The 23,599-nt window shown below is 65.8% G+C and carries 23 protein-coding genes; 9 read left to right on the forward strand and 14 right to left on the reverse strand.

Annotation, left to right across the window (positions count from 1 at the left end; genetic code table 11):
* Positions 1–4 precede the first annotated feature (4 nt).
* Complete coding sequence (locus ACFDR9_RS06580; protein ID WP_409030476.1) at positions 5–175, reverse strand: hypothetical protein; 171 nt, start codon at positions 173–175, stop codon at positions 5–7.
* Positions 176–455: 280 nt separating this feature from the next.
* Here ACFDR9_RS06580 and ACFDR9_RS06585 point away from each other — a divergent pair, with 280 nt between their 5' ends.
* Complete coding sequence (locus ACFDR9_RS06585) at positions 456–1,244, forward strand: substrate-binding periplasmic protein (RefSeq protein ID WP_409030493.1); 789 nt, start codon at positions 456–458, stop codon at positions 1,242–1,244.
* A gap of 65 nt (positions 1,245–1,309) precedes the next feature.
* Positions 1,310–4,426 (forward strand): EAL domain-containing protein, encoded by a 3,117-nt coding sequence (locus tag ACFDR9_RS06590; RefSeq protein ID WP_409030494.1) that lies wholly within the window; start codon positions 1,310–1,312, stop codon positions 4,424–4,426.
* A gap of 38 nt (positions 4,427–4,464) precedes the next feature.
* Here ACFDR9_RS06590 and ACFDR9_RS06595 read toward each other — a convergent pair whose 3' ends face one another.
* The 3 genes from ACFDR9_RS06595 to ACFDR9_RS06605 are packed head-to-tail and all read right to left on the reverse strand — an operon-like array spanning position 4,465 to position 6,926.
* Positions 4,465–4,941 (reverse strand): SCP2 domain-containing protein, encoded by a 477-nt coding sequence (locus tag ACFDR9_RS06595; protein WP_409030477.1) that lies wholly within the window; start codon positions 4,939–4,941, stop codon positions 4,465–4,467.
* A 28-nt stretch (positions 4,942–4,969) separates the two neighbouring features.
* Complete coding sequence (locus tag ACFDR9_RS06600) at positions 4,970–5,869, reverse strand: U32 family peptidase (protein WP_409030495.1); 900 nt, start codon at positions 5,867–5,869, stop codon at positions 4,970–4,972.
* Positions 5,870–5,891: 22 nt separating this feature from the next.
* Positions 5,892–6,926 carry a peptidase U32 family protein gene (locus tag ACFDR9_RS06605; protein ID WP_409030478.1) on the reverse strand — a complete coding sequence of 345 codons (1,035 nt, stop codon included), beginning with the start codon at positions 6,924–6,926 and terminating at the stop codon, positions 5,892–5,894.
* Between the two features lie 187 nt (positions 6,927–7,113).
* Between ACFDR9_RS06605 and ACFDR9_RS06610 the strand changes: the two genes are divergently transcribed.
* Positions 7,114–7,335: a DUF2249 domain-containing protein gene (locus ACFDR9_RS06610; RefSeq protein ID WP_409030479.1), complete on the forward strand. Its 222-nt coding sequence runs from the start codon at positions 7,114–7,116 to the stop codon at positions 7,333–7,335.
* Complete coding sequence (locus ACFDR9_RS06615) at positions 7,335–8,603, forward strand: permease (protein WP_409030480.1); 1,269 nt, start codon at positions 7,335–7,337, stop codon at positions 8,601–8,603. The genes ACFDR9_RS06610 and ACFDR9_RS06615 overlap by 1 nt, the downstream gene beginning before the upstream one ends.
* 142 nt (positions 8,604–8,745) lie before the next feature.
* On the opposite strand, the gene ACFDR9_RS06620 is transcribed toward ACFDR9_RS06615, so the two are convergent.
* The 5 genes from ACFDR9_RS06620 to ACFDR9_RS06640 form a co-directional block, all read right to left on the reverse strand.
* Positions 8,746–9,558, reverse strand: coding sequence for an ABC transporter substrate-binding protein (locus tag ACFDR9_RS06620; RefSeq protein WP_017875294.1), 813 nt, complete (start codon positions 9,556–9,558; stop codon positions 8,746–8,748).
* Between the two features lie 336 nt (positions 9,559–9,894).
* On the reverse strand, positions 9,895–11,325 hold the full coding sequence (gene hemN / locus ACFDR9_RS06625; RefSeq protein WP_409030481.1) for an oxygen-independent coproporphyrinogen III oxidase: 1,431 nt from the start codon (positions 11,323–11,325) through the stop codon (positions 9,895–9,897).
* A 22-nt stretch (positions 11,326–11,347) separates the two neighbouring features.
* Entirely contained in the window at positions 11,348–12,733 is a 1,386-nt protein-coding gene (locus ACFDR9_RS06630; protein WP_409030482.1) for a NarK family nitrate/nitrite MFS transporter, read from the reverse strand.
* Between the two features lie 25 nt (positions 12,734–12,758).
* Complete coding sequence (locus tag ACFDR9_RS06635; protein ID WP_017875291.1) at positions 12,759–14,006, reverse strand: nitrate/nitrite transporter; 1,248 nt, start codon at positions 14,004–14,006, stop codon at positions 12,759–12,761.
* A 128-nt stretch (positions 14,007–14,134) separates the two neighbouring features.
* On the reverse strand, positions 14,135–14,617 hold the full coding sequence (locus ACFDR9_RS06640) for an RrF2 family transcriptional regulator (protein ID WP_409030483.1): 483 nt from the start codon (positions 14,615–14,617) through the stop codon (positions 14,135–14,137).
* A 214-nt stretch (positions 14,618–14,831) separates the two neighbouring features.
* Here ACFDR9_RS06640 and ACFDR9_RS06645 point away from each other — a divergent pair, with 214 nt between their 5' ends.
* From ACFDR9_RS06645 to ACFDR9_RS06655, 3 genes are all read left to right on the forward strand, one after another.
* Positions 14,832–17,108: a nitric-oxide reductase large subunit gene (locus ACFDR9_RS06645; RefSeq protein ID WP_409030484.1), complete on the forward strand. Its 2,277-nt coding sequence runs from the start codon at positions 14,832–14,834 to the stop codon at positions 17,106–17,108.
* 77 nt (positions 17,109–17,185) lie between these two features.
* Positions 17,186–17,449, forward strand: a complete 264-nt coding sequence (locus ACFDR9_RS06650) for a DUF2249 domain-containing protein (RefSeq protein WP_409030485.1) — start codon at positions 17,186–17,188, stop codon at positions 17,447–17,449.
* A gap of 276 nt (positions 17,450–17,725) precedes the next feature.
* Positions 17,726–18,025: a hypothetical protein gene (locus tag ACFDR9_RS06655; protein ID WP_409030486.1), complete on the forward strand. Its 300-nt coding sequence runs from the start codon at positions 17,726–17,728 to the stop codon at positions 18,023–18,025.
* A gap of 127 nt (positions 18,026–18,152) precedes the next feature.
* Here ACFDR9_RS06655 and ACFDR9_RS06660 read toward each other — a convergent pair whose 3' ends face one another.
* The gene (locus ACFDR9_RS06660) at positions 18,153–19,037 is read right to left on the reverse strand and encodes a hypothetical protein (RefSeq protein ID WP_409030487.1); all 885 of its coding nucleotides are present in this window, start codon (positions 19,035–19,037) and stop codon (positions 18,153–18,155) included.
* Positions 19,038–19,438: 401 nt separating this feature from the next.
* Here ACFDR9_RS06660 and ACFDR9_RS06665 point away from each other — a divergent pair, with 401 nt between their 5' ends.
* The gene (locus ACFDR9_RS06665; protein ID WP_157406446.1) at positions 19,439–19,600 is read left to right on the forward strand and encodes a hypothetical protein; all 162 of its coding nucleotides are present in this window, start codon (positions 19,439–19,441) and stop codon (positions 19,598–19,600) included.
* A gap of 249 nt (positions 19,601–19,849) precedes the next feature.
* Here ACFDR9_RS06665 and ACFDR9_RS06670 read toward each other — a convergent pair whose 3' ends face one another.
* From ACFDR9_RS06670 to ACFDR9_RS06685, 4 genes are all read right to left on the reverse strand, one after another.
* The gene (locus ACFDR9_RS06670; protein WP_409030488.1) at positions 19,850–20,956 is read right to left on the reverse strand and encodes a hypothetical protein; all 1,107 of its coding nucleotides are present in this window, start codon (positions 20,954–20,956) and stop codon (positions 19,850–19,852) included.
* A gap of 5 nt (positions 20,957–20,961) precedes the next feature.
* Positions 20,962–21,465: a hypothetical protein gene (locus tag ACFDR9_RS06675; RefSeq protein WP_409030489.1), complete on the reverse strand. Its 504-nt coding sequence runs from the start codon at positions 21,463–21,465 to the stop codon at positions 20,962–20,964.
* Positions 21,466–21,551: 86 nt separating this feature from the next.
* A complete protein-coding gene (locus ACFDR9_RS06680) occupies positions 21,552–21,935 on the reverse strand; it encodes a hypothetical protein (protein WP_409030490.1) in 384 nt (127 codons plus the stop codon).
* A 19-nt stretch (positions 21,936–21,954) separates the two neighbouring features.
* Positions 21,955–22,515 (reverse strand): hypothetical protein, encoded by a 561-nt coding sequence (locus ACFDR9_RS06685; RefSeq protein WP_409030491.1) that lies wholly within the window; start codon positions 22,513–22,515, stop codon positions 21,955–21,957.
* Between the two features lie 206 nt (positions 22,516–22,721).
* Here ACFDR9_RS06685 and ACFDR9_RS06690 point away from each other — a divergent pair, with 206 nt between their 5' ends.
* Positions 22,722–23,213, forward strand: coding sequence for an Hcp family type VI secretion system effector (locus ACFDR9_RS06690; RefSeq protein WP_409030492.1), 492 nt, complete (start codon positions 22,722–22,724; stop codon positions 23,211–23,213).
* Positions 23,214–23,599 lie beyond the last annotated feature (386 nt).

A 23,599-nucleotide genomic window follows, 5' to 3' on the forward strand; every position in this document is an offset into this window, starting at 1 on the left:
ATTTTTACGCCGCACCGTGCCGCCGGCCGGGCATGCCGTAGCTCAGGCCGTAGACGATGACGTCGTGCATCAGCGCCAGGCTGGCGCTGCCGTCCACCACCACCTGGGACGGCGCCACGCCGAGCAGTTCGCCGAATACCGCGCGCGACTCCGACTGGATGGGCGCTGCATGCATGGCGGCTTGGCTCCGGGAATAGATACTACCTAATACTAAACTGTTTCGCGGAAGCCGGCTGGCGTGGCGCATGGCCGTGGCGGCGAAGCGGCGGCCCCAGGCGGCCACGACAGGAGTCCAGGGCAATATTCATTGCGCAGATGCTATAATTATTCAGGGATGCAGCAAACACCGATCTTGTCAACCCGCCAACGCAGACCAATCACCAACGGGACCCATATTGTTGCCGTCAACTATAGCCCTGCGCGCCAGCCGCCTTTGCCGCCGCAGCGCGGCGCCGCTGGTCCGCGGCCTGCTCGCGCTGGCGCTGGCCTTTGGCGCGGCGGGAGCGGCCACGGCCGGCCCGGACTGCCCGCGCCCGTTCACCTTGGCGCTGCACGAGCACGGCCTGCTGTATTCGGCCGCCACCGACAGCGGCATCGACAAGGATTTCGCCGATGAGCTGATCCGCCGCAGCGGTTGCAAGGTCGTCGTCAGCCTGATGTCGCGCGCGCGCATCTGGCAGTTGATCGAGACCGGCGCGCTGGACTTCAGCCTGTCCGGCATCGCCAACGAGGAACGGCGCCGTTACGCCGGCTTCGCCTGGTACTTCAGCAATAAATACTATCTGCTGGCGCGCAGGGACGCCAATGTCCAGCGGTTCGCCGACGTCGAGGACAACCCGCGCTTCCAGCTCGGCGTGATCCGCAGCTTCCGCTACAGCGACTCGGCCAACGGCCTAGTCGACCGCCTGCAGGCCGCCAGCCGCGTCAGCCAGGCCGGCGGCCTCGACCCGCTGTACCAGGCGCTGCGCGCCAACCGCATCCAGGGCATGATCATGGAGCCGTTCGACTACCCGGCGGCCGGCGAGAAGGCCATCCGCGACATCAGCGCCGTGATCGAGTTCAACGACCCGGCCGTGCAGCACGGCCTGATCATGTCGCGCAAGGCGCTGCCGGCCGCCGAGCAGGACAAGTGGCGCGCGTTGGTCAACCAGATGCGCGCGGACGGCACCGTGCGGCGCATCTTTGAAAAGTACTTCGACGCCAGGCTGGCCACTTCGATGGTCGAGTTCCAGGCGCGCCCGTGACGCCGTCCGGCCCGTCCGGCCCGTCCGCCTTGCCCGGGCCGGCGCGCCCGCGGCGCTTGCCGCGCTTGCCGCGCTTGCCGCTGGCGCCGCTGTTGCTGCCGGCGCTGGTGCTGGCGGCCGGCCTGGGCCTGACCTGGACGCTGTGGAAGCACGAACGCCAGACCGCGCGCAACGAGTTGCGCGCCCAGTTCGACTTCGCGCTACGCGAATCGGTCAGCAGAGTCGAGCAGCGCATGGCCGGCTACGAAAAAATGCTGCTGGGCGTGCGCGGCTTGTTCGGCGCCAGCGGCGCGCTCGATCGCGACAATTTCCACCAATACGTCGGCGCGCTCGGGCTCGACGCCAACTTCGCCGGCGTGATGTCGATCGGCGCGCACGCCTGGCTGCCGGACGGGCGCGCCGCCGCCGCCGCGCTGCCGGCGACGCCGCGCTTCGGCCCGGCCGGCGGCGCCGCCACGCCCCCGGGCGGCGCCGCGCAGTCGGCGCCGATCGTGCTGCGCGAACCCGGCGCCGACGCCGGCGTCGAGCGCGTCCTGCTCGACTTCGACGCCTGGGCCGAGCCGGTACGGCGCGAGGCGATGGCGCGCGCGCGCGATTCCGGCAAGGCGGCCCTGTCGGGCAAGCTGCGCCTGGCGGTCGACGCCGCCGGCGCCGCCCCGGCCGGCTTCGCCATGTACCTGCCGATCTACGCGCCCGGCCAGCCGGTGGCCAACGTCGCCGAGCGCCGCGCCAGCCTGGTCGGCTGGGTCTACGCCGCCTTCCGCATGCGCGACATGATGGCCACGCTGTACGGCGAGCAGCCGCCCGGCCTGGCGCTGGCGGTCTACGACGGCATCGGCCAGGCCGACGGTTCGCGCATGTACCCGCCCGGCGAGCTGGCGGTGGCGCCGCCGTCGGCGACGCTGGCGGCCAACGAATACCTGGTCGTCGGCGGCCACACCTGGATGCTGTCGCTGAGCGCGCTCGACGACTTCCACGCCCGTTTCGACCGCAGCGCCGCGGCCCTGATCGCCGGCGCCGGCGCCGGCCTGAGCCTGTTGCTGGCGCTGCTGGCGTGGCTAGTAGCGACCGGGCGCAGCCGCGCGCTGCGGCTGGCCGCGGCGATGACGGTCGAGCTGCGCGCCAGCGAGGAGAAATTCCGCGCCATCGCCGACTGCACCGTCAACTGGGAGGTCTGGTGGGGGCTGGACGGCCGCCCGCGCTGGATCAACCCCTCGGTGCGCGACTACACCGGTTACACCGTCGACGAATGCATGGCCATGGACGACTTCGTCGGCACGCTGGTCTACCCCGACGACGCCGAGCGCGTCGCGCCGGAATTCCTCAAGGGCCGCCGCGGCGAGCGCGGCCACGACCTCGAGTTCCGCTGCGTGCGCAAGGACGGCTCGCTGTTCTGGCTGTCGGTGTCGTGGGTGCCGATCAGCGACGCCAAAGGCGCGCTGACGGGCTTTCGCACCAGCGGGCGCGACATCACCGAGCGCAAGCTGGCCGAGTCCGAGCTGCGCATCGCCGCCGCCGCCTTCGACTCGCGCGAGGGCATGATGATCACCGACGCCAACAGCGTGATCCTGCGCGTCAACTGGGCCTTCACCGAGACCACCGGCTACAGCGACGCCGAGGTCGTCGGGCGCACCCCGCGCCTGCTGCAGTCGGACCGCCACGACGCCGCCTTTTACCGCGACATGTGGGCGGCGATCGGGCGCAACGGCGGCTGGCAGGGCGAGATCTGGGGCCGCCGCAAGAACGGCGAGACCTACCCGAAATGGCTGACCATCTCGGCCGTGCGCGGCGCCGACGGCGCCGTCACCAACTATATCAGCACGCACCACGACATCACCGAGCGCAAGAAGGCTGAAAAGAAGATCGAGGAACTGGCCTTTTTCGACGCCCTGACGCAACTGCCCAACCGCACCCTGCTGCTCGACCGCTTGAAGCAGTCGATGACCGCGGGCAGCCGCAACGCGCACCACGGCGCGGTGCTGTTCATCGACCTGGACCACTTCAAGACGCTCAACGACACGCTCGGCCACGACCAGGGCGACCTGCTGCTGCAACAGGTGGCGCGCCGGCTCGAAGGCTGCCTGCGCGGCGGCGACACGGTGGCGCGCCTGGGCGGCGACGAATTCGTCGTGGTGCTGGAAAGCCTGGGCCCCAACGCCGCCGAGGCCGCCGGCCAGACCGAGGCGCTGGGCGAGAAGATCCTGGCCGCCCTGAACAAGCCCTACCAGCTCGGCGCGGTCGAGCACCGCAGCACCGCCAGCGTCGGCGCCACGCTGTTCCACGGCCACGACACCAGCATCGACGAGCTGCTGAAACAGGCCGACCTGGCGATGTACCAATCCAAGGAAACCGGGCGCAACGCGCTGCGCTTCTTCGACCCGGGCATGCAAACGGTGGTGATGGAGCGCGCCGCGCTCGAGGCCGGCCTGCGCGAGGCGATCCGCGCCAACCAGTTCGTGCTGCACTACCAGGCCCAGGTGGTCGGCGACGGCCGCGTCACCGGCGCCGAGGCGCTGGTGCGCTGGCAGCACCCGCAGCGCGGCATGGTGGCGCCGGCCGCCTTCATCGGGCTGGCCGAGGACACCGGCCTGATCCTGCCGCTCGGGCTGTGGGTGCTGCGCAGCGCCTGCGCCCAGCTGGCGGCGTGGGCGGCGCAACCGTTGATGGCGCACCTGACGCTGGCCGTCAACGTCAGCGCCAGACAATTTCGCGAACCGGACTTCGTCGCCACGGTGCTGGCGGCGCTGGCCGAAAGCGGCGCCAACCCGATCCGCCTGAAGCTCGAACTGACCGAGTCGCTGCTGGTCGACAACGTCCAGGACGTCATCGAGAAGATGCACGCGCTCAAGGCCAAGGGCGTCGGCTTCGCGCTCGACGACTTCGGCACGGGCTACTCCTCGTTCTCCTACCTGCGCCGGCTACCGCTGGACCAGTTGAAGATCGACCAATCCTTCGTGCGCGACGTGCTGGTCGACCCGAACGACGCGGCCATCGCCCGTACCATCGTCGCGCTGGCGCAAAGCCTGGGGCTGGGCGTCATCGCCGAGGGCGTCGAAACGCAGACCCAGCGCGACTTCCTGGCCGGCTCCGGCTGCCACGCCTACCAGGGTTACTACTTCAGCCGGCCGCTGCCGCTGGCGGCCTTCGAACACTACGCGACGACGGCGAAAGCGGCGGCCTAGGCATGCTGCCGCACAGTGAAGCTTCCGTAGGTCGCGGATTAGCGGCGCGGTCGCGCGTCGCGGCGCAGGCGCGCCAGCACGCGCCCCGGCGCCAGCGCGGCCAACTCGAAGGCCGGCGCCTCCAGCGCGTCGAGCGTGTTCTTGAACAGCAGGCCCAGTTCGGTGTCGCCCTCCAGCGCCAGGCGGCGGCTGAAGAACAGCGTGTCCGGGTCTTCCTGGCGCCGCGCCAGCAACAGCAGGTCGTGCACCGCCGCGCCGATGGTCAGGTCGGTCTCGGCCCGCGGCCGGCAGGCGCGAAAGGCGCCGCCGCGCCAGACGAAGTCGAAGGCCAGGCCGGCGTCGTCCAGGCGCAGGCGCAGCCGCTTGCCTTCCAGGCGCTGGCGCACGTCGGCCGGCAGTTGCCGCGCCAGCGCCAGGTTGAGCGCCTGGACGAACAGCCAGGAGCCGGGATAGGCCGGCAGCAGCGCCAGCAGCTTGGCCGCCGGCTCGGGTAGGGTGTAGGGTTTTCCTTGCATTGGTTGCTCCTTGGCGGGTGCCGCGGTGTTAGTGCTGGTCGTGGCGGCGCAGCTCCTGGCCGGGCTTGCCGTACCAGTAGCCGTCGCAGGCGGCCGACGGCTGCCACGCGGCGATCTGCGCGCCGGCCGCGGCGCCCGCGGTCGCGCCGCGGCGGACCCGGTCGAAGGCGTCGATGACGCGCCCGGTGTCGCTGGCCTGCGGGCTGATGCGGGCGACGTCGACGCCCATGCGGCCCATCGCGTCCAGTTCCGCCACCAGGTTATACACCAGCGCCGACTGCGTTTGGGTGCCGTTCAAGACCAGGAACGGCGCGTGTTCGCGCGTCTGCAGCAGCAGGCCGTCCGGGTGCTCCAGGCAGCTGAAGCGGCAATCGTCCTTCGCCAGGTTGCGGTTGCGCGCGGTGAAGCAGCGCGCCGAAAACGCCAGCGGCATGCGCCCGTAGGCGAACACCTCGGTCTGCATGCCGGCCGGGCGCGCGGCCAGCATCTGCGCCAGGCCCTCGCGGCCCATTTCCAGCGGCATCACCCAGCGCTTCGCGCCCAACCCGGCCAGCAGCGCCAGCGTCGGGCCGTTGTACAGGTTCAGGTGCGGCCCGGCGACGAAGGGCGCGCCGCCCTTCAGGCGCTGCACCGCGCCCATGTCGTTCGCCTCGACGGCGAAGCGGCCGTTCTCGGCGATCTTGCGCATCGCCGTCAGTTCGCTGCCGGACTCGATCAGCGCCTGCGTCGACAGCACCACCTCCTTGCCGGCGCCGGCCAGCAACTCGGCCACGTCGAGCCAGTCGGCTTGGCGCAGCTCGCGCCGGCGCGAACACACCGTCTCGCCGAGGTAGACGATATCGACCGCGCTGTCGGCGACCATGTGGTAAAACTCGAACACGGCGGCGCGCGGCCAGTAGTACAGGATCGGTCCCAATGCCAGTTTCAACATGCTTTTTCCATTGTTTAGATTATTTCCACGAGCGGTGGTAGGCGCCCAGCGTGTGCTGCTGCCCCTCCGCCACCTTGTCGAGCGCAGCCATCCAGGCCGGCTTGACCGAATAGCGCTGGGCGTTGCCGGCGTAGCAGTCGAGCGCCTCGCGCCACACCCGCGTCACCTGCGCCACATAGGCCGGGCTGCGCTGGCGCCCCTCGATCTTGACGGCGCGCACGCCCATGCCGACCAGCGCGGGAAGCAGCTCCAGCGTGTTCAGGCTGGTGGGCTCTTCCAGGGCGTAATAATTTTCGCCGGCGACGTCGAAACGCCCCTTGCACAGCGTCGGATAACTGGCGTTCTCGGCGTCGGCGTAGCGGTCGATCAGCACGCCGTTCAGGCGCGACTCCAGGCCCTTCGGCGTCGGCACCCAGCGCACCGACCTGGCCGGCGAGCAGACCCCGTGCGTGTTGGGCGCCTCGCCGGTGGCGTACGAGGACAGCGCGCAGCGGCCCTCGACCATCACGCACAGGCTGCCGAAGCCGAACACCTCGATGTCCACCGGGGTGTTCTTGGCGACCTGCTCGACCTGGGTCAGCGACAGCACCCGCGGCAGCACCGCGCGGGCGATGCCGAAATGCTCGTGGTAGAAATTGATGGCCTCGTAATTGGTGGCCGAACCCTGCACCGACAGGTGCAGCCGCAATTGCGGGTGGTGGCGCAGCGCGTAGGCCATCAAGCCCGGGTCGGCCAGGATCACCGCGTCGATGCCGGCGTCGGCGGCGCGGTCGATGGCGCCGCGCCACAGCGTCCAGTTGGACGGCTGCGGATAGGTGTTCAGCGCCAGCAGCACCTTGCATCCGCGCTGGTGGGCGTAGCCGACGCCCTCGTCGATGGCCTTGTCGTCGAAATTGAGGCCGGCGAAGTTGCGCGCGTTGGTGGCGTCGCGGAAGCCGAGGTAGACGCAGTCGGCGCCGTTGTCGACGGCCGCCTTCAGGGCCGGCAGGCTGCCGGCCGGGCAAACCAGTTCCAGCGGCGCGCGCGCCGCTGCGGGGGTGGGATCGTCAATCATAAGCCTTTTCCTGTTCGTGAACGCCGCGCGCCGCCGCCGTCCATCAATCCGGCGACGTGAAGCGCGCGCTGCGGTATTGCGCTGCGGCGAACTATAGGCCCGGCAAATATAAAAGTCCTTAACCTGGGTCAAGGATTAAAACCTTGTCCGGGATGCACAATGGCGCTTTGCACAGAACGGGACAGCCATGCGGGACATTTCCCTCGACGTCTGCGCGCTGGCGCCGCCCGAACCGATGCAGCGCGTGCTCGAGGCGCTGGGCGCGATGGCGCCGCGGCGGCGCCTGGCCGTGCTGATCGAACGCGAGCCGCTGCCGCTGTACCGCATCCTGGACCGGCGCGGCTACCGCCACTGCATCACGCGCCGGCCCGACCTGCGCTACGACCTGCTGATCTGGCGCGCCGCCTGATGCAACGCCGCCTCGCGCTCGAACGCAGCGCGCCGCTGTGGCTGTCGATGCGCTTTTTCGCCAGCGCGCCGCTGTTCGCGCTGCTGGCCGGCGCCCTGCTGCTGTGGCAGGGGCCGCCGCTGCTGGCCTCGCGCTGGTCGCCGGCGGCGCTGGCGGCGACCCACCTGTTCACGCTGGGCGTGCTGACCATGGTCATGAGTGGCGCGCTGCTGCAACTGCTGCCGGTGGTGGCCGGCGTCGACATTCCGCGCGTCGGCCTGGCCGCGCCCGCCATCCACGCCCTGTTAAGTGCCGGCACGCTGCTGCTGGCCGGCGCTTTTTGCTGGCCGCGCCCGCTGCTATTCCAACTCGCGCTGGCGCCGCTGGCGCTGGCGCTGGCCTGGCTGCTGGGCGCCTGCGCCCTTGGCCTGTGGCGCGCACGCGCGGACCCCGCCGCCGCCGCCCGCGCCGGCGCGGCGCAGCCCATGCTGGACGGCGTGCGCATCGCCCTCGGCGCCCTCGGCGTTACCGCGGCGCTGGGCGCCGGCATGGCCGCCGCCCTGGCCTGGGCGCTGCCGCTGCCGCTGGCGCGCCTGGCCGACCTGCACGCCCTGTGGGGCCTGGCGGGCTGGATCGGCGTGCTGGTGATCGCCATCGCCCACCAAGTAATTCCGATGTTCCAGGTCACGCCGCTGTACCCGGCCGGCCTGACGCGCGCCTTGAACCGCGCGGTGCTGGGGCTGACGCTGGCCGCCAGCGCCGCGCAACTGGCCGGGCACTGGAGCGCGGCGCCGCTGCACGCGCTGCTGCTGGGCGCCTTCGGCGTCTTCGCCGTGGCCACGCTCGACCTGCTCAGACGGCGCAAGCGCCCGGCCGACGCCACCACCCTGTTCTGGCGCCTGGCCATGGCCAGCCTGCTGGCCTGCGCGGCGCTGTGCTTGGCGCCGCCACCGGCCGGCGCCAGCGCACTGTTGCCCGGCCTGCTGTTCCTGCTCGGCTTCGCCTACTCGGCGGTGCTCGGCATGCTCTACAAAATCGTCCCCTTCCTGCTGTGGCAGCACTGGCAGGAAAACGCGGACGACAAACCAGTGCCGGGCATCCGCCACATCATCACGGAAGAAGCGGCGCGCGGCCAATTCCGCGGCCACCTGGCGGCGCTGGCGCTGCTGGCGGGCGCCGCGCTGTGGCCGACACCGCTGGCGCGCGCGGCCGCCGTGGCGATGCTCGCCTCGACGCTGCACCTCGCCTGGATACTCTGGCGCGCGCTGCGCCTGCGAGCGACGCACTAATCCTACAAAATAGGGTTAGGTCTCGATATGCCGGGTTTGTTGCAGATTCGGCGCCGATCTAAGGCTTGTTGGCCGGCGCCGGCCTGGCCACGCTGATCAAGCGCCAGGCGCCGGGCTACGCGCATATCCGTTCCTGGCGGCGCTACGGCTTGTCGGACGGATCGTCGGCGCTCCAGCCCGACAGGACTTTAACGTCCAGGTGGAAGTACGCCATCGCCGCCAGCCAACCCTTGTCGGTGGCGAGCGTGTCGATGGCCTCGTTGAGCGCCTTCAGCATGGCCGGATTGCCCTTGCCCACCAGAATGTGCCGGGCGAAGCACTGCAGCGGCTTGGCGGCGACGTACAGTTGCTTGGCCAGGGTTTTGTCGGCGCCGAACTGGCTGAAGATGGAATAGGGCACGACGGTGAGGTCGACCCGGCCCAGCGCCACCTTGCGCAGGCCGCTCAACTCGTCCTGGCTGTCCTCGCGCGCCAGCTTGCCCAGACGTACCATGTCGTCGATGTGGACGTAGCGATAACCGCGCACGCCGCCAAAACGCAGCCCCCATAAGGTCGACAGGCCGACGTATTCGACGGGTTCGTCGACCCTTGAAATGACCAGGTTGCAATCGACGAACAGCGGTTTCGACCACAGGAAACGGGTTTTCGCGGCGTCGCCGACGAAGCGCGGGTTGACGAACAACACCACGCCGCCGAACTGGTCGCCTTTGTTGAGTTCGATCGCGTCGAGCCGGATGCGCGGAATGTGGCTCAGGCTAAGCTGCTGGCCCGGTCCGATTTTGTCGTTCAGCCGGTCGACCAGCGACTGCGCCAAGCCCTGCTGCGCATCGACCAGGTAGGGGCCGACCATGTAAGTGTTGTACGCCGTGGTGGCGGACGCGCGGGCGTGGGCGGCGGCGCAGCAGCAGGCGGCCAGCAGGGCGAGCGTCAGCAGCGAAAAGCGGTTCGGCGCCATATGCGATCCGTCAATCGGGGTGAGCTAAAGTGCGGATCATGGGTAGGCGCCTTCCGTCGTTGAGTGTCCTGCAATCAGTATATCAGGGTGTCCGGCCGGCCGGCGTCGCTTTGGCCGCAAGCGTCGCGCCCCTACCCGTACCGGCGCAGCCGCTCGATGTCGAGGATGGTGACGTTGCGCCCGCTGACGGCAATCATGGCGTGCCCGCTCAAGTCGGACAAGATGCGCGAATGAACAGCCGCCGGCTTGCGGCGGCGTGTCGGGTTGCGCGCCCGCGCGACGAGGACCGTAGGTCGGCTTAGCGCGCAGCGCGTAAGCCGACGGCGTCGCCGCGGCCTAGATGGTTTTCGAGTAGCGCTGCGGCGCCGGGCCGGCGCCGCCGGCGCGGCCCAGGTAGTTGTCGAACACCATGCAGATGTTACGGATCAACAGGCGCCCTTTCAAGCTCACGCGCAGCCCGTCCGCGTCCATGTCCAGCAGGCCGTCGGCCGCCAGCGGCGCCAGCGCCCGCAGTTCGGCGGCGAAGTAGTCGGCGAAACCGGCCGCGTCGGGCAGGCCGGCCTCGGCGTAAGACAGCGCGAAGTCGCACATCAGGCGGCCGATGATGTCGCGCCGCAGCAGGTCGTCCGGGTCCAGGGTGATGCCGCGGGCGATCGGCAGGCGCTTCTGGTCGAGCGCCGCGTAGTAGCCGCCGAGGGTCTTGTCGTTCTGGCTGTAGCAGCCGCCCAGCGCGCTGATGCCGGACACGCCCAGCGCCACCATGCCGGCCTCGGCGTGGGTCGAATAGCCCTGGAAGTTGCGGTGCAACCTGCCCTCGCGCTGGGACACGGCCAGGTCGTCGTCGGGCTTGGCGAAATGGTCCATGCCGATGTAGACGTAGCCGGCGGCGCCGAGCATTTCGATGCACAGGCGCAGCATGTCGAGCTTGGCGTCGGGCGTGGGCAAGTCGGCCGCCACGATCAGGCGTTGCGACTTGAACAGGTGCGGCATGTGGGCGTAGTTGTAGACCGCGATGCGGTCGGGATTGGCGGCGATCACCTTGTGCAGCGTCGGCACCATCGTCGCCGGGCTTTGTTTCGGCAAGCCGTAAATCAGGTCGACGCTGATCGAGCGGAAGCCGGCTTGGCGCGCGGCGTCGATGATGCCTACCGTCTCGGCCTCCGGCTGGATGCGGTTGACCGCCCGCTGGACGTCGGCGTCGAAGTCCTGCACGCCCAGGCTGATGCGGTTGAAGCCCTGCGCGCGCAAGGTGCGGATGCGCGCCGGCGTGACCGTGCGCGGGTCGACCTCGACCGAATATTCGCCCTGCGCGTCGGGCGCGAAGTCGAACCAGCGGCGCAGGCAGGCCATCAGGTCGTCCATCTGCCCGTCGCTCAGATAGGTCGGCGTGCCGCCGCCGAAATGCAGTTGCTCGACGCGGTTCATGCCGGCCAGCAGCCCGCCCTGCATGGCGATTTCGCGCTTCAGGTAGTCGAGGTAGAGCACCGCCTTGTCGCGCTCCCGCGTGACGATCTTGTTGCAGGCGCAGTAATAGCACAGCGACTCGCAAAACGGGATGTGCACGTACAGCGACAACGGTGCCGCGCGGGCGCCGGCGCGCACCCGCGCCACCGCGTCGACGTAGTCGGCCTGCGCGAAATCGCCGCTGAAGCGGTCGGCGGTCGGGTACGAGGTGTAGCGCGGCCCCATCTGGTTGAGCTTGCGGATCAACGCCGCGTCGAATTCGACCGACGGGAGCAGCGCGACGACGGTGCGGGGAGGGTTCATGATAGGACTCCGGTTGCAAGAGTTAGCAAGGCATGGCGGCGTTTTTGCGCGCGTAGCACCACCAAGTGATGGCAATGCAACTGACGTAGAAGCCGACGAAGCACCACAGCGCGGCGTCCGGGCTGCCGGTCAGGGCGATCGAGGTGCCGTAGCTTTTCGGGATGAAGAAGGCGCCGTAGGCCGCCACCGCCGAGGTAAAACCGAGCACGGCCGCCCCTTCGCGGTTGGCGTCGACGATGGCCCGCTCCTCGGCCGGGCGGCCCTTGCCGGCGGCGGCGCGCTGGCGCTCGGTCAGGAAGATCACCGGTATCATGCGGAAGGTCGAGGCGTTGCCGATGCCGGTGCCGGCGAACAGCAGCATGAACATGCAGAAGAAGCCGGTGAAGTTGCCGGCCACGTCGCCGTGCGGCGCGAAGCGCAAGACGCCGACGACCGCGGCGATCATCAGGAAGAACGACCACAGCGTGACGCGGGCGCCGCCCAGTTTGTCGGCGATGACGCCGCCGGCGACGCGCGAGAGGGCGCCGACCAGCGGGCCGAGGAAGGCGTACTCCAGCGGATTGACGTCGGGGAACTGGATCTTGATCAGCAGCGGGAAGCCGGCCGAATAGCCGATGAAGGAACCGAAGGTGCCGGTGTAGAGCCAGCACATCAGCCAGTTGTGCCTGCGCTTGAAGATCACGGCCTGGTCGGCGAAGGAGGCCTTGGCCGAGGCGATGTCGTTCATGCCGAACCACGCCACGACGGTGCTCAGGACGATGAACGGGACCCAGACGAAGCCGGCGTTTTGCAACCAGAACGCCTTGCTGGCGCCGGCCTTGGCCCAGGTCTGCGATTCGCCGCCGAGGCCGCCGAAGACGCCGACGGTGATCACCAGCGGCACCACGAACTGCACCACCGACACGCCCAGGTTGCCCAGGCCGGCGTTCATGCCCAGCGCGAAACCCTTGCGCGCCTTCGGATAGAAGAAGCTGATGTTGGCCATCGACGAGGCGAAGTTGCCGCCGCCGAAGCCGCACAGCAGGGCCAGCACCAGCATCGTCGGGTAGCCGGTGTTGATGTCCTGCACCGCGAAGCCGATGCCGATGGCCGGGATCAACAGCGATCCGGTGGACAGCGCCGTCCACTTGCGCCCGCCGAAAATGGGCACCATGAAGGAATAGAAAATGCGCAGCGTCGCGCCGGACAGGCCGGGCAAGGCGGTCAGCCAGAACAGCTGGTTGGTGCTGTACTTGAAGCCGACGTTGGGCAGGTTGACCACCACCACGCTCCACACCATCCATACCGCGAAGGCCAGCAGCAGCGCCGGGATCGAAATCCACAGGTTGCGGTCGGCGGTCGACTTGCCGCTCCGCTTCCAGAAACTCGGGGTTTCCGGCTCCCAGGTATTGATCATATATCTACTCATCACACTCTCCTCGATTTCTACACAATTAGATAGCCGGGGCCATGGCGGGGACCGCCACCGGGACCCGTTTGAACGAAAAATACATCCACACCAGCGAGACGCAGACGCTGCCGTACAGCAGCATGAAGGCGCTGGAACGCACCCCCGTCAGGTCGACCAGCGCGCCGAACAGGATCGGCAGCACGAAGCCGCCCAGGCCGCCGGCCAGGCCGACCACGCCGCTGACGGCGCCGATGTTGTCGGAAAAGTCGTCGCCGATGAATTTGAAGACCGAGGCCTTGCCGATCGCCATGGCGATGCCGACGACGAACAGCAGCGCGGTAAACATCCACGGCGACAACGCCAGGTCCAGCGCCATCTGGCCCGTCACCGTCTTGACGACCATGCTGGTCTGCGGGTACGACAGCAGGAAGAAGCAGACCCAGCAGACCCACATCACGGCCCAGGTAACCTTGATGGCGCCGTATTTGTCGGCGATCCAGCCGCCCAGCGCGCGCAGCACGCCGCCCGGCAGCGAAAAGCAGGCCGCCAGCAGGGCCGCGTGGCGGATGTCGAAGCCGTATTCGGCGACGTAGTATTTGGTCATCCACAACGCCAGGCCGACGTAACCGCCGAACACCACCGAGTAGTACTGGCAGTAGCGCCACACGCGCGGATCCTTGAGCACCTTCATCTGCTCGGCGAAAGAAACGCCGGCCGGCGCCTGGTGCGCCTTGTCGGTGAAGGAAAACAGCCAAAACAGCACGGCCGTGGCCAGCATGGCGACCGCGTAGACCTTCGGCAGCATTTGCCAGCCGAAGGCGGCGATAATGCCGGGCGCGACGAACTTGGTCAGCGCCGAGCCGGAGTTGCCGGCGCCGAAGATACCCATCGCCAAGCCGCGGCGCTCCTTGCCGAACCAGCGCGCGACGTACGGCGTGCCGACCGAGAACGAGCCGCCGGCCAGGCCGACGAACATGCCCAGCACCAGGAAGTGCCAGTAGGCGCTGGCGTAGGAGATCAGGTAGATCGGCACGACGCTGGCGAGCATCAGCGCGAAGAAAACGACGCGCCCGCCGAACTTGTCGGTCCAGATGCCCAGCGGCACCCGCACCAGCGAGCCGGTCAGCACCGGCATCGCCGCCAGCAGGCCGAATTGGGTCTCGTTCAGGCCGAGGTTGTTCTTGATTGGAATGCCCAGCACCGCGAACATCATCCAGACCGCGAAACAGATCGTGAACGCGAACGTGCTGCTGACCAACACCGAGACCTGCTTTTTATTCCGTACCACCATACCCTCCTTAGACGCAGCAACCGATACGGCACAGCTTACGTCGCGGGCGGCAACGGCACTATTGGCCGTAGGGGTACTTCGGCGAAGGCAAGCTACCTAGCCGAGTCGGCCGAATGGAGTAGGTCGGATTACGCCGTGCGGGCTAGGCGAGGATTCGGATTTTCATAGGTCGGGTTAGCTGTTGCCAGCGCCACCGGCTGGAAGCACTGCTCGCCGCCGATCAGGTCGGCCAGCGAGACGCCGTCGAGCACGGCCAGATAGGCCGCCGTCGCCGCGCACAGCGCACTCTTGAGTTTGCACGCCGACGCGTACGCGCAGCCCGCCTGCCCCGCCTTGAAGCACTCGGCCATGAAAAAATCGGTTTCGGTGCCGCGCACCACCGCGCCGACGTTGATGCTGGCCGGCTCGGCGCCCAGTCGCAAGCCGCCGTTGCGCCCGCGTACGGTCTTCACCAGCCCGCTCTGGCCCAACTGGTGCACGACCTTCATCAGGTGGTTCTTGGAGATGTCGTGTAACTCGGCAATATCCTGGATCGTCACCAGCCGGCCCCGGTGCAATCCCAGATAGATCAGCGTACGCAAGGCGTAGTCGGTATAGGCGGTGAGTCTCATCGCTGGCAAAGCTCCTTGTGTCATGCCCTTCAGGCCGGGACTGGAAACGGTCGCGACAAATAGAGTATGCATAATATTTGTTTAAAGGACTACACGGCAATACTCCCGAATGCCTATGGTCAAAGTCGTATTAAGGTAGATAAGATACATCTTTAACGGTGCAGGCAACCCTGCAACGCTCCGCTTTTTCAACCTCCGATAAGGAACCCCCATCATGCACGCCACACGCAAACTATGGACCTGGCTCGCAGTCATCTGCGTGCTGTCCTTTGCCGTCCTCGGCTGGGTAGGCACAGAGATCTATTTGACGGCGCCGCCTATCCACAAGCAAGTCGTCAGCACCGACGGCTCCGTGCTGTTCGACGAAGGTTCGGTCCAGCGCGGGCAGCAAGCCTGGCTGACCGCCGGCGGGCAGCAACTCGGCTCGGTCTGGGGCCACGGCAGCTACCTCGCGCCGGACTGGTCGGCCGACTGGCTGCACCGCGAAGCTGTGGCGCTGCGCGCCATCTGGGCGCAACAGGACTTCGGCAAGCCGTTCGAGCAGTTGAGCGTCGGCCAGCAGGCCGAACTGGGCGCCCGCCTGAAAGGCGAAATGCGCCGCAACACCCATGACGCCGTCACCGGCGTAGTCACGCTGTCGCCGCAGCGCGCCGCCGCCGTGCGCGAAGTCACGGCCCACTACACTGCCCTGTTCGGCAACGACCCGAACCTCGACAAGCTGCGCGAACAGTACGCGATGAACCCGGGCACCCTGCCCGACCCGGCCGATTTGAAGGCGCTGCCGTCGTTCTTCTTCTGGTCGGCCTGGTCGGCCGCCACCGACCGTCCCGGCGAAACCGACCTGAGCTACACCAGCAACTGGCCGCACGAACCGCTGGTGGCCAACACGCCGACCGCCGGCGCCGGCATGTGGTCGATCGCCAGCGTCATCTTCATGATCGCCGCCATCGCCGGCATGATCCTGTTCCACTCGGCCAGCAAGGAAGAAGGCGACCCGATGCCGCCGAAGGCCGATCCGCTGTTCGACCTGAAACCGACGCCGTCGATGCGCGCCACCAAGAAATACTTCTTCGTCGTCATCGGCCTGATCCTGGCCCAGGTCGGCATGGGCGTCATCACTGCCCACTACGCCGTCGAGGGCCAGAGTTTCTTCGGCTTCCCGCTGGGCCAGATCCTGCCGTTCACCGTCAGCCGCACCATCCACACCCAGTTCGCGGTACTATGGATCGCCACCGCCTGGCTGGCCACCGGCTTGTACATCGCCCCGGCGATCTCCGGCCACGAGCCGAAATTCCAGAAACTCGGCGTCGACGTGCTGTTCTACGCGCTGCTGTTCATCGTTGTCGGCTCGACCGCCTTCGGCTGGCTCGGCACGCTGCAACACCAGGGCAACGACTTTAGCTTTTGGATCGGCAACCAGGGCCTGGAATTCACCAGCATGGGCCGGGTCTGGCAAATCCTGTTGTTCGTCGGCCTGCTGTTCTGGGTCCTGCTGCTGGGCCGCGGCTTGATGCCGGCGCTGAAAAAACCGTCGGAAAGCCGCGGCCTGATCGCCATGGTGTTCCTGGCGGCGATGTGCATCGGCGGTTTCTACGCCACCTCGCTGACCTGGGGTCCGCATACCCACTATTCGATGGTCGAATACTGGCGCTGGTGGTTGGTTCACCTGTGGGTCGAGGGTTTCTTTGAAGTGTTCGCCACCGCCGTCATCGCGCTGCTGTTCACCCGTCTGGGCCTGATCCGCGCGGCCACCGCGAATAGCGCCATCGTGCTCGAAACCATCGTGTTCCTGTTCGGCGGCATCCTCGGCACCCTGCACCACCTGTACTTCACCGGCACGCCGACCTTCGTCATCGCCATCGGCGCCATGTTCTCGGCCCTGGAAGTGGTGCCGCTGGCCATGATCGGCGTGGAAGCGCTGCGCAACTACCAGCGCTCGAAAGCGGCGCCATGGGTGCAGGCGTACAAATGGCCGATCCTGTGCTTCATCGCGGTCGGCTTCTGGAACGTGATCGGCGCCGGCCTGCTGGGCTTCACCATCAACACGCCGATCGCGCTGTACTACATGCAAGGCTTGAACATGACGGCGGCGCACGGCCACGCCGCGCTGTTCGGCGTGTACGGCATGCTCGGCATCGGCCTGCTGCTGTTCTGTCTGCGCGGCCTGAGCGAGCGCGCCGCCTGGTCCGACAAGTTGTTGGCGCCGATGTTCTGGATGCTCAACATCGGCCTGGCCATGATGGTGTTCATCTCGCTGGTTCCGGCCGGCATCTACCAGGCTTGGGCCAGCATCACCAAGGGCATGTGGTACGCCCGCTCGCCGGAGCTGGTCCACTCGCCGTTTATGGAAACGCTGGTGTGGATGCGGGTGCCGGGCGACGTCGTCTTCGCCATCGGCTGCGGCTTCCTGGCGCTGTTCGCGCTGCGCCTGCTGACCAAGGGCCGCAAGCAGCCGCAACTGGTGCCGATCGCCGGCGCCAAGCAGGCGTAAGCAAGTAAGAGCAAAGCAATAGCAGCAACGCCGCGGGCGGCTCGCCCGCGGCGTCAACCAAGACAAGGAGTTCCACCATGGCACACGATTGTTACAACCCGGTCCGCCCCGACGCGGTCTATCCGTTCGACGCCCGCGGCGTCGCCAAGCGCTTCCGCCACGCCGCCATCTTCGGCGCCCTCGACGCGCTGCGCCAGGGCGAAGTGATGCGCTTTTGCAACGACCACGATCCCCTGCCGCTGCTCGACCAGATCGGCCAATACTTCGGCGACCGCGTCAAGATGGCCTACGTCTCGCGCGCACCCGGCGAAATTGTCATCGACTTCCTGATCGCGGCATAAACCGTGCAGCGGCGCCGCTTGGCGGCAGCCTTTCTCGCGCCGGCTGGCGGCAAGTCTCGTCGGGCAGCCTTGCCCCGCCCAGTGAAGCGGTAAAACTTGCTAAAAATCAATTCGCAAAATCGCCAGTCGGCGACTCTATGGAGGTGGGCGCGGAGCTGGCAGGCCTTGCACCCGCACATGTTGGTAAAACTGTAGGGCAAATTTGTTGCAGATATGTTACTTTCGTATCTAGCACTGTTAACTGATAAATATCGAAACCATAACGGGGAACTCCAGATGGCTCTCAGGGACGACGTCAAAACAGATGTAGTTTTAGTATTCGATATCATTTGCTCGCTCAGCCTGGCGCACATGGCCGGGGACGAGGTCGAGGTTATCCGGATCAAGGAAACCGCCGGCGTGTTGGCGCCTATGACAAAGGCGCTCAACGTGCCCTTCTCCCGCATTGCGCGGATGTATGGCAAGGAAAACAGCAGGACCATTTCATCGATTGAAACCGGCCGGCTGAAAACGGTCGGCGGCGCGATCAACCTCACCATGGCCGCCGCGGAGGGCAGAACGTTCGACGGCGTGTAGCCCGCCACCGGGTGCCATACCGGCAAAGAGTTTCGCAGGTCGGCTCAGCCCGCCATCCTTTACACGGCGTCGGTAAGCCGACCGGCGCCAGCGGCGGCTTGGTTTGCAATCGTTTGTAGCCCTGGCTTCACGGCGCTGTGGCGTCAGCAATTCCACCCAGCCGCAGCCGCTTGAGCAAGCTCGCGACTGCGCCGGCAAAACGACGCAGCTCGAAATTTTGAGGGTCGTCGTGGCCGTCGGGAATGCCCTCATCGAGCGCCGCGTGAAACGCCGGAATCATAAACACGCCGCTACGCGCGCTTGCCGCCGCATACAGCAAAGCGAGTTTTTCATACTGGGCGGCGGTGAACCCGGGTTTCGGCGCAATGGCGTCGTTGTTACGGTTGACGGACGCATCGCGGCGTCGCGGCTGCAGCAACTCAACATGCAAAAACATGCCCTTTGCCGGCTCGCCCACGACGTCGTTTTCCAGTTTCGTGCCGCGCCAGGGTATGCCGAAATCGTGGCCTTGCAAGGTCTTGCCAAGGCGATCCACGAATACATGCGCGACCGACTCCGGCCCGGCGTACCGGTCCAAGGCGTTGAGCTCCGCCGTTTTATCACCCGGGAATTTTTTGGCATCGGCATACAATGGCCAGCTCGTGTCATGGATAACGAAATAACGCGCGACGGGCGCGCTGGCGGCGCCATCCCGGCCGCGCGAAAGCGCGGCGTCGAGCGACCCACCTATCTCGTTCTCGTTCATTTTTGCCGCGACGAGGTAGCGGCCCAAGTCTGCCCGCAGCGTATTGACCGGCTTTCCGATAATGGCATCCAAAGGCGCCGGCAAAGTAGCCGCGCCCGGCTGCACCTTTCCCCATTTGGCCACATGCCGCAACAAGCACGAGGCTTGTTCGCGTGGAGCGCCGGAGAACTGAAGATCGGCTTGATCAAAACGGCAACGTCCAAGTTCGCTCGCCTCCGACAATGGCGCAACAAGCACTAACAGCGGCAACCAGAACGACGTTCTCATTTATATCTCTTCAATATCCTTCGCATTTGAATCGCGCACCTGCCCTGGGGCGCCGCGGCGAACAGCTCAATGTGCCTCGGCACGCTCCTTCCACAGCTTATCATTGATTTCTTGGCTTCACCCTCGACATAGCCTCGCTCGACAAGCTGGTACTCAAACCCGTTGAGAAAAGGCCGAAGCGAGCGTCGAAGGACAATTGAAGAAATTTGCGGCTTTCTCCAATAGCCGCGGATAGGCCCTCGCAAATAACCATCGTCCTCACTGTCTGGCGCCCACCATCATTGCTGTTGAGCAACATCAACCTACACTCAGCGCAGCGGGACGATAATGGTAAGCAACATTCCTGCCACACCATAGCCGGGCGGCAGTCTCTCACAGGCTAAAAACAAGGAAGCGCCAAGATGAAATCCCGTCAACTCGCGGTATTGATGATCGCCGGCATCGCCATGGCAACCCAGCTGGGCAGCATGGCGCCGCCGAAGCGGCCCTGGCCCGGCGCGACGATGGTGGCGTTCTCCGGGGAGCCAAGCGGCGCCTCAAACAACACCTACCCCCGCCAATAACAGGCTTTTGGACATGCGTGCTGGCCGCGGGTACTGTCCGCTGCTCCGCAAAATCGGGGCGCCCGGCAAATCCGGTGAAAAATAAGACGGCGTTGAGCCACCGCGCCCGCGACACCTCTCCCTGAGGCAGAGGCGGTTCGGGAATCCGAAGGGGTTTGCTGGCCATTGGCCATTGGTATACGCGCAGCGATTGCCCCCTGCCCGTCCACAGCGACGGCAACGCCGCGACGCACCGGAAAAATTATCACTTTATAGCTCAACACGCACCACAAAAGTGCGCCTGAGCGCTTCCGTCGGCTCCTCCCCGGCGACCGGCACAAAGCTGCCGGCCAATTCGTAGTCGCCCGCCGGTATGCCCTTCGGCAGTTCGACGTCGACCGACACCCGGTCGGGCCGCAGCGAAAACAGCGGCGCCAGGCCCGGCACGGCCGGCGTCATCTGCAAGAACGCCGCCTCGCGCAGCAAGCGGTTCGCCTTCACGGTGGCCGTCAGCGCGGCGGTCCTGGCCAGCGGGCGCACCACCTGCGCGGCCGGCATCAGCTCCAGCGCCGCCTGCGCCGGATCGGCCCTCGGCGCCGTCCACGTCGCCCGGTCCGACTGCGCGAACGCCTGGCGCAGCGCGACCGAGTCCGCGCTCATGTCGACGCGAAAGAAGACCGGCTCCGGCGCCGTGCGCGGCACCTGCCCGGCCGGCCCGTGCGCCGCCGCCAGCCCTTGCGCCACGGCCGTGCGCGCCCACGCGGCCGCGTCCAGCCGCACCAGCATCTCCGCCAACGCCAGCCTGGCCGTGAAAATCTGCGTGGCGATACTCGACGGCGCGCCCGGCTGGCCGCGCAACTCCAGCAGCAGCGCCAGCTTGCGCTGCGCGATGTCGACATCGAGCTGCGCGTCCCGCCGCAGCTTGTCGGCGGCGGCCAGCGCGGCGCGCTCGCGCTCGGCGGCGGCCTTCTCGGCGGCGGCGTCCGCCTTGGCCCGCGCGGCGGCGGCGTCGGCCCCGGCGGCGCGCGCGCTCGCCGCCGTCTGCACCAGTTGCTTGCCGATGCCGCTGCCGTCACCGTTGAACGACACGGTGTCGAGAAAGCCCTTCTCGTTGCGCTCCACCGCCAGCGTATAGTTGCCCAGCATCGACTTGGCCGAAATTACATATTCGTTGTCAGGGTCGGGCAGATACACCTTCTCGACAGAGAGCGTGCCGTCCAGGTTCGGCGTGACCAAAATGAAAGGCTGCGGCAGGAAGTAGCGGATGCCGGCGCTATCCGGCGTGGCCCTCTGGCTACCGATCACCGACACGCAGCCCGGCAGGCAGAGCGCGGCGAAGGCGGCGGCGAGCGGCGAGCGAAGGAGCGATCGCATCATCCACCCTACTCCGGCAAATAACGGATCACGGCGGGGCGGCCGTCGAGGTCGAGCGCCTGGCCTCCGGTCAGCGCCCAATTGCCGTTCCTTTTGACGATACGAAACAAATACGGCGCCGGGATCTGATTGCCGGGGCCGGCCGCCACGCCGCCGGCCAGCGCCGCCTTCTCCAGCGCCGACAGCACGCCGACGGGAATGGCCGCCTCGTTGACGACCGCCTTCGCCTCGACCAGCCGACCGTTGTCGAAACGGAAAGTGCTGTCGTTGGAAGCCGCGTAGTTGTACGGCCGGATCGAGCGCTTCTTGCTCGTGTCCGGCAGGTAGAGCAGCTCGGACTTCAAGCCGCCTTTGGTGTCGGTATAGACCAGCAGGAATGGCGAGGTGTCGTAGTAGCGGAAGCCGGTGACCCTGGCGTCGGCCGCCGCGTCGGGGATGGAGAGCACTTCCACCCCCGCGCAGCCGGTGAGCGCCAGCAGGCCAAGGCAGAGGGGTATCGCGCGAATGCGCATGGCGATCTCCGGGACGGATTTGAAACGTGTTTCGACCACTTGGGCATGCCATTCTCCCCTAATGAAAAAATGGCTCAGTATGGTAGTTACAATTCTAACGACGCCCATGGCCACGGGGACGCAACGCACCGCAGCGTATCCTTAATCGAAACGTGCATATGGTGGGTATGGCCGTTTGTACCCTTATACGGGAGCCACCCCTTCGCGGCAGCGGCCTTGTTGTAGATTTTCTTGTTCCAGATTACATAGGTGACCCTGTAATCCAGCAGGGCCAATTGCGCGAAGAAATGGCAATCCACGCCGTGCTCTGGATCATGGGTGAGATCAAATGCATTGCCCGAATTGTGGTCGCTCTTTCTCTTCTGGTGTGCATCGTCCCCTATGATCCCATCGTACGAGCGATCCCTTCCAGGGCAAACCGCCGTCACGTCGGCGAGTGCTTTCTTGCATGCGACTGAAGCCTGTACCATATACGTTCCCTTCTCGGTATCAGTGACGAGGTTCGGTAGAATACTTCAAACAAACGACGTTTTCGTGGTCAGCCAACGTTCTGGCCCGCTGGTTAGCGTCTGCAAGAAGGGCGTCGATCTTTCCAACTACGCATGCAGCATTCTTGCTTACCTTCGCTACGGCCAACAGCGGTGCGCTTTTGGGTTGGTCGAGGTCGTCTTGATTCAAGACGTTGACACGGACAATCAGCGCCATCGGAAAAAAGGTCCCGTTCTCCCTGATGCCGCGCCATTCGGCACGCTCTCCAAGGCTGGAGAATCCATGCGTGACCACATCCCAGTATTCAAGAGGAAAGATTTTCTTGTTCGGAGCAACGACATCGACTGAGCTACGCTCGTCGTCCTCCAACACGTGAAGATTGAATCCGCCGACGCCATGGCAAACCGATGTTGAAGCCTCGATCAACATTTCATCCACCGTTTTCTTGCAAGCGCGTCCAGAAATTTCCGTATACACGCTCTCCATTTTCCTTTCGGCCACTGCACTGCTTGAAAAGGACAGCGCTACGGCAGCTATCAAACTGAGACGATGAAAACGCATGCTGAATTTCCTCGTGTAAGTCTTTCAGATAATACCCAGCCGCCCCCTGGAATTCTTGATCTGCCGCAGCGCTGCGCGCGATCAGTAGCATCAGGGAACGCCCCTCAGCAGTTGCTTGATTTTTAGCAAGGCAACACGCGGCGAGCTAACCACAATAGCGAAGGCAGCAATGAGATCTTCCGTTTACGAATACCACTGGGGGAAATATGGCAATCGACGTGTATCTTCAGATTGACGGCATCAAAGGCGAATCCACGGACGACCGGCACAAGGATTGGATCGAATGCACGTCAGCAGTTTGGAGCGTAGTGCAACCGAAATCGGCAACCGCCTCGACCGGTGGGGGCCACACCGCCGAGCGGTGCGAGCACGGCGACATTGTCGTTTTCAAACTGGCGGACCTAGCTTCGCCAATCCTACTGCAAACCTGCTCGTCAGGGAAGACGATTCCCACGGCGAAGTTCGAATTCATGCGCGCCGACGCCAAAGGCGAGCGGATTAAGTATTTCGAGATAGAGCTGGAAAACGTATTGATCGGCGCAGTCATACCGCGCATCAAAGGCGGAGAAATTCTGTCCGAGCATGTAAGCCTAAAGTACTCAAAGGTGAAGTGGAAATACACCCAGCAAAAAATTGCTGGCGGCGCTGGCGGCAGCACAAGCGGCGGCTGGGATTTGTCAAGCAACAAAATTTGCTAAACATCAAAGCAAGGATTTTCTGCCTGCGTACGCGAATACTTAACGCTGGGTTCCCTGTAAAATCAACAACTTAGAATTTTCGATGTATGGGCTAAGTGGAGGTAAAACTTGAGTGGAAGCCTGGGTCTGCTAATTTGCAATGCACAAAATAGTATATTCTTGAATAGCACCAGGCCGACCCGTTGCCAGACAGCCATGCTGCTAAATTGTAGTGTCCGGCGCCGGTCGTACCGGGCAACCTCCAAGCAGCCGCAACTGTGAACACCCGGCGCCGAGCCCGAGCCAGGCAGCCCCAATCCACCCAAGTTAAGAATTTTTCTTTAAAAGTAGAGCGAAATACAATAAAAAGCTTGACATGCCAGTGAGGTAGGGCGCGGCCAGTGAGA

The organism is Janthinobacterium sp. CG_23.3 (genome assembly GCF_046115965.1).
Taxonomy (GTDB): Bacteria; Pseudomonadota; Gammaproteobacteria; order Burkholderiales; family Burkholderiaceae_D; genus Janthinobacterium.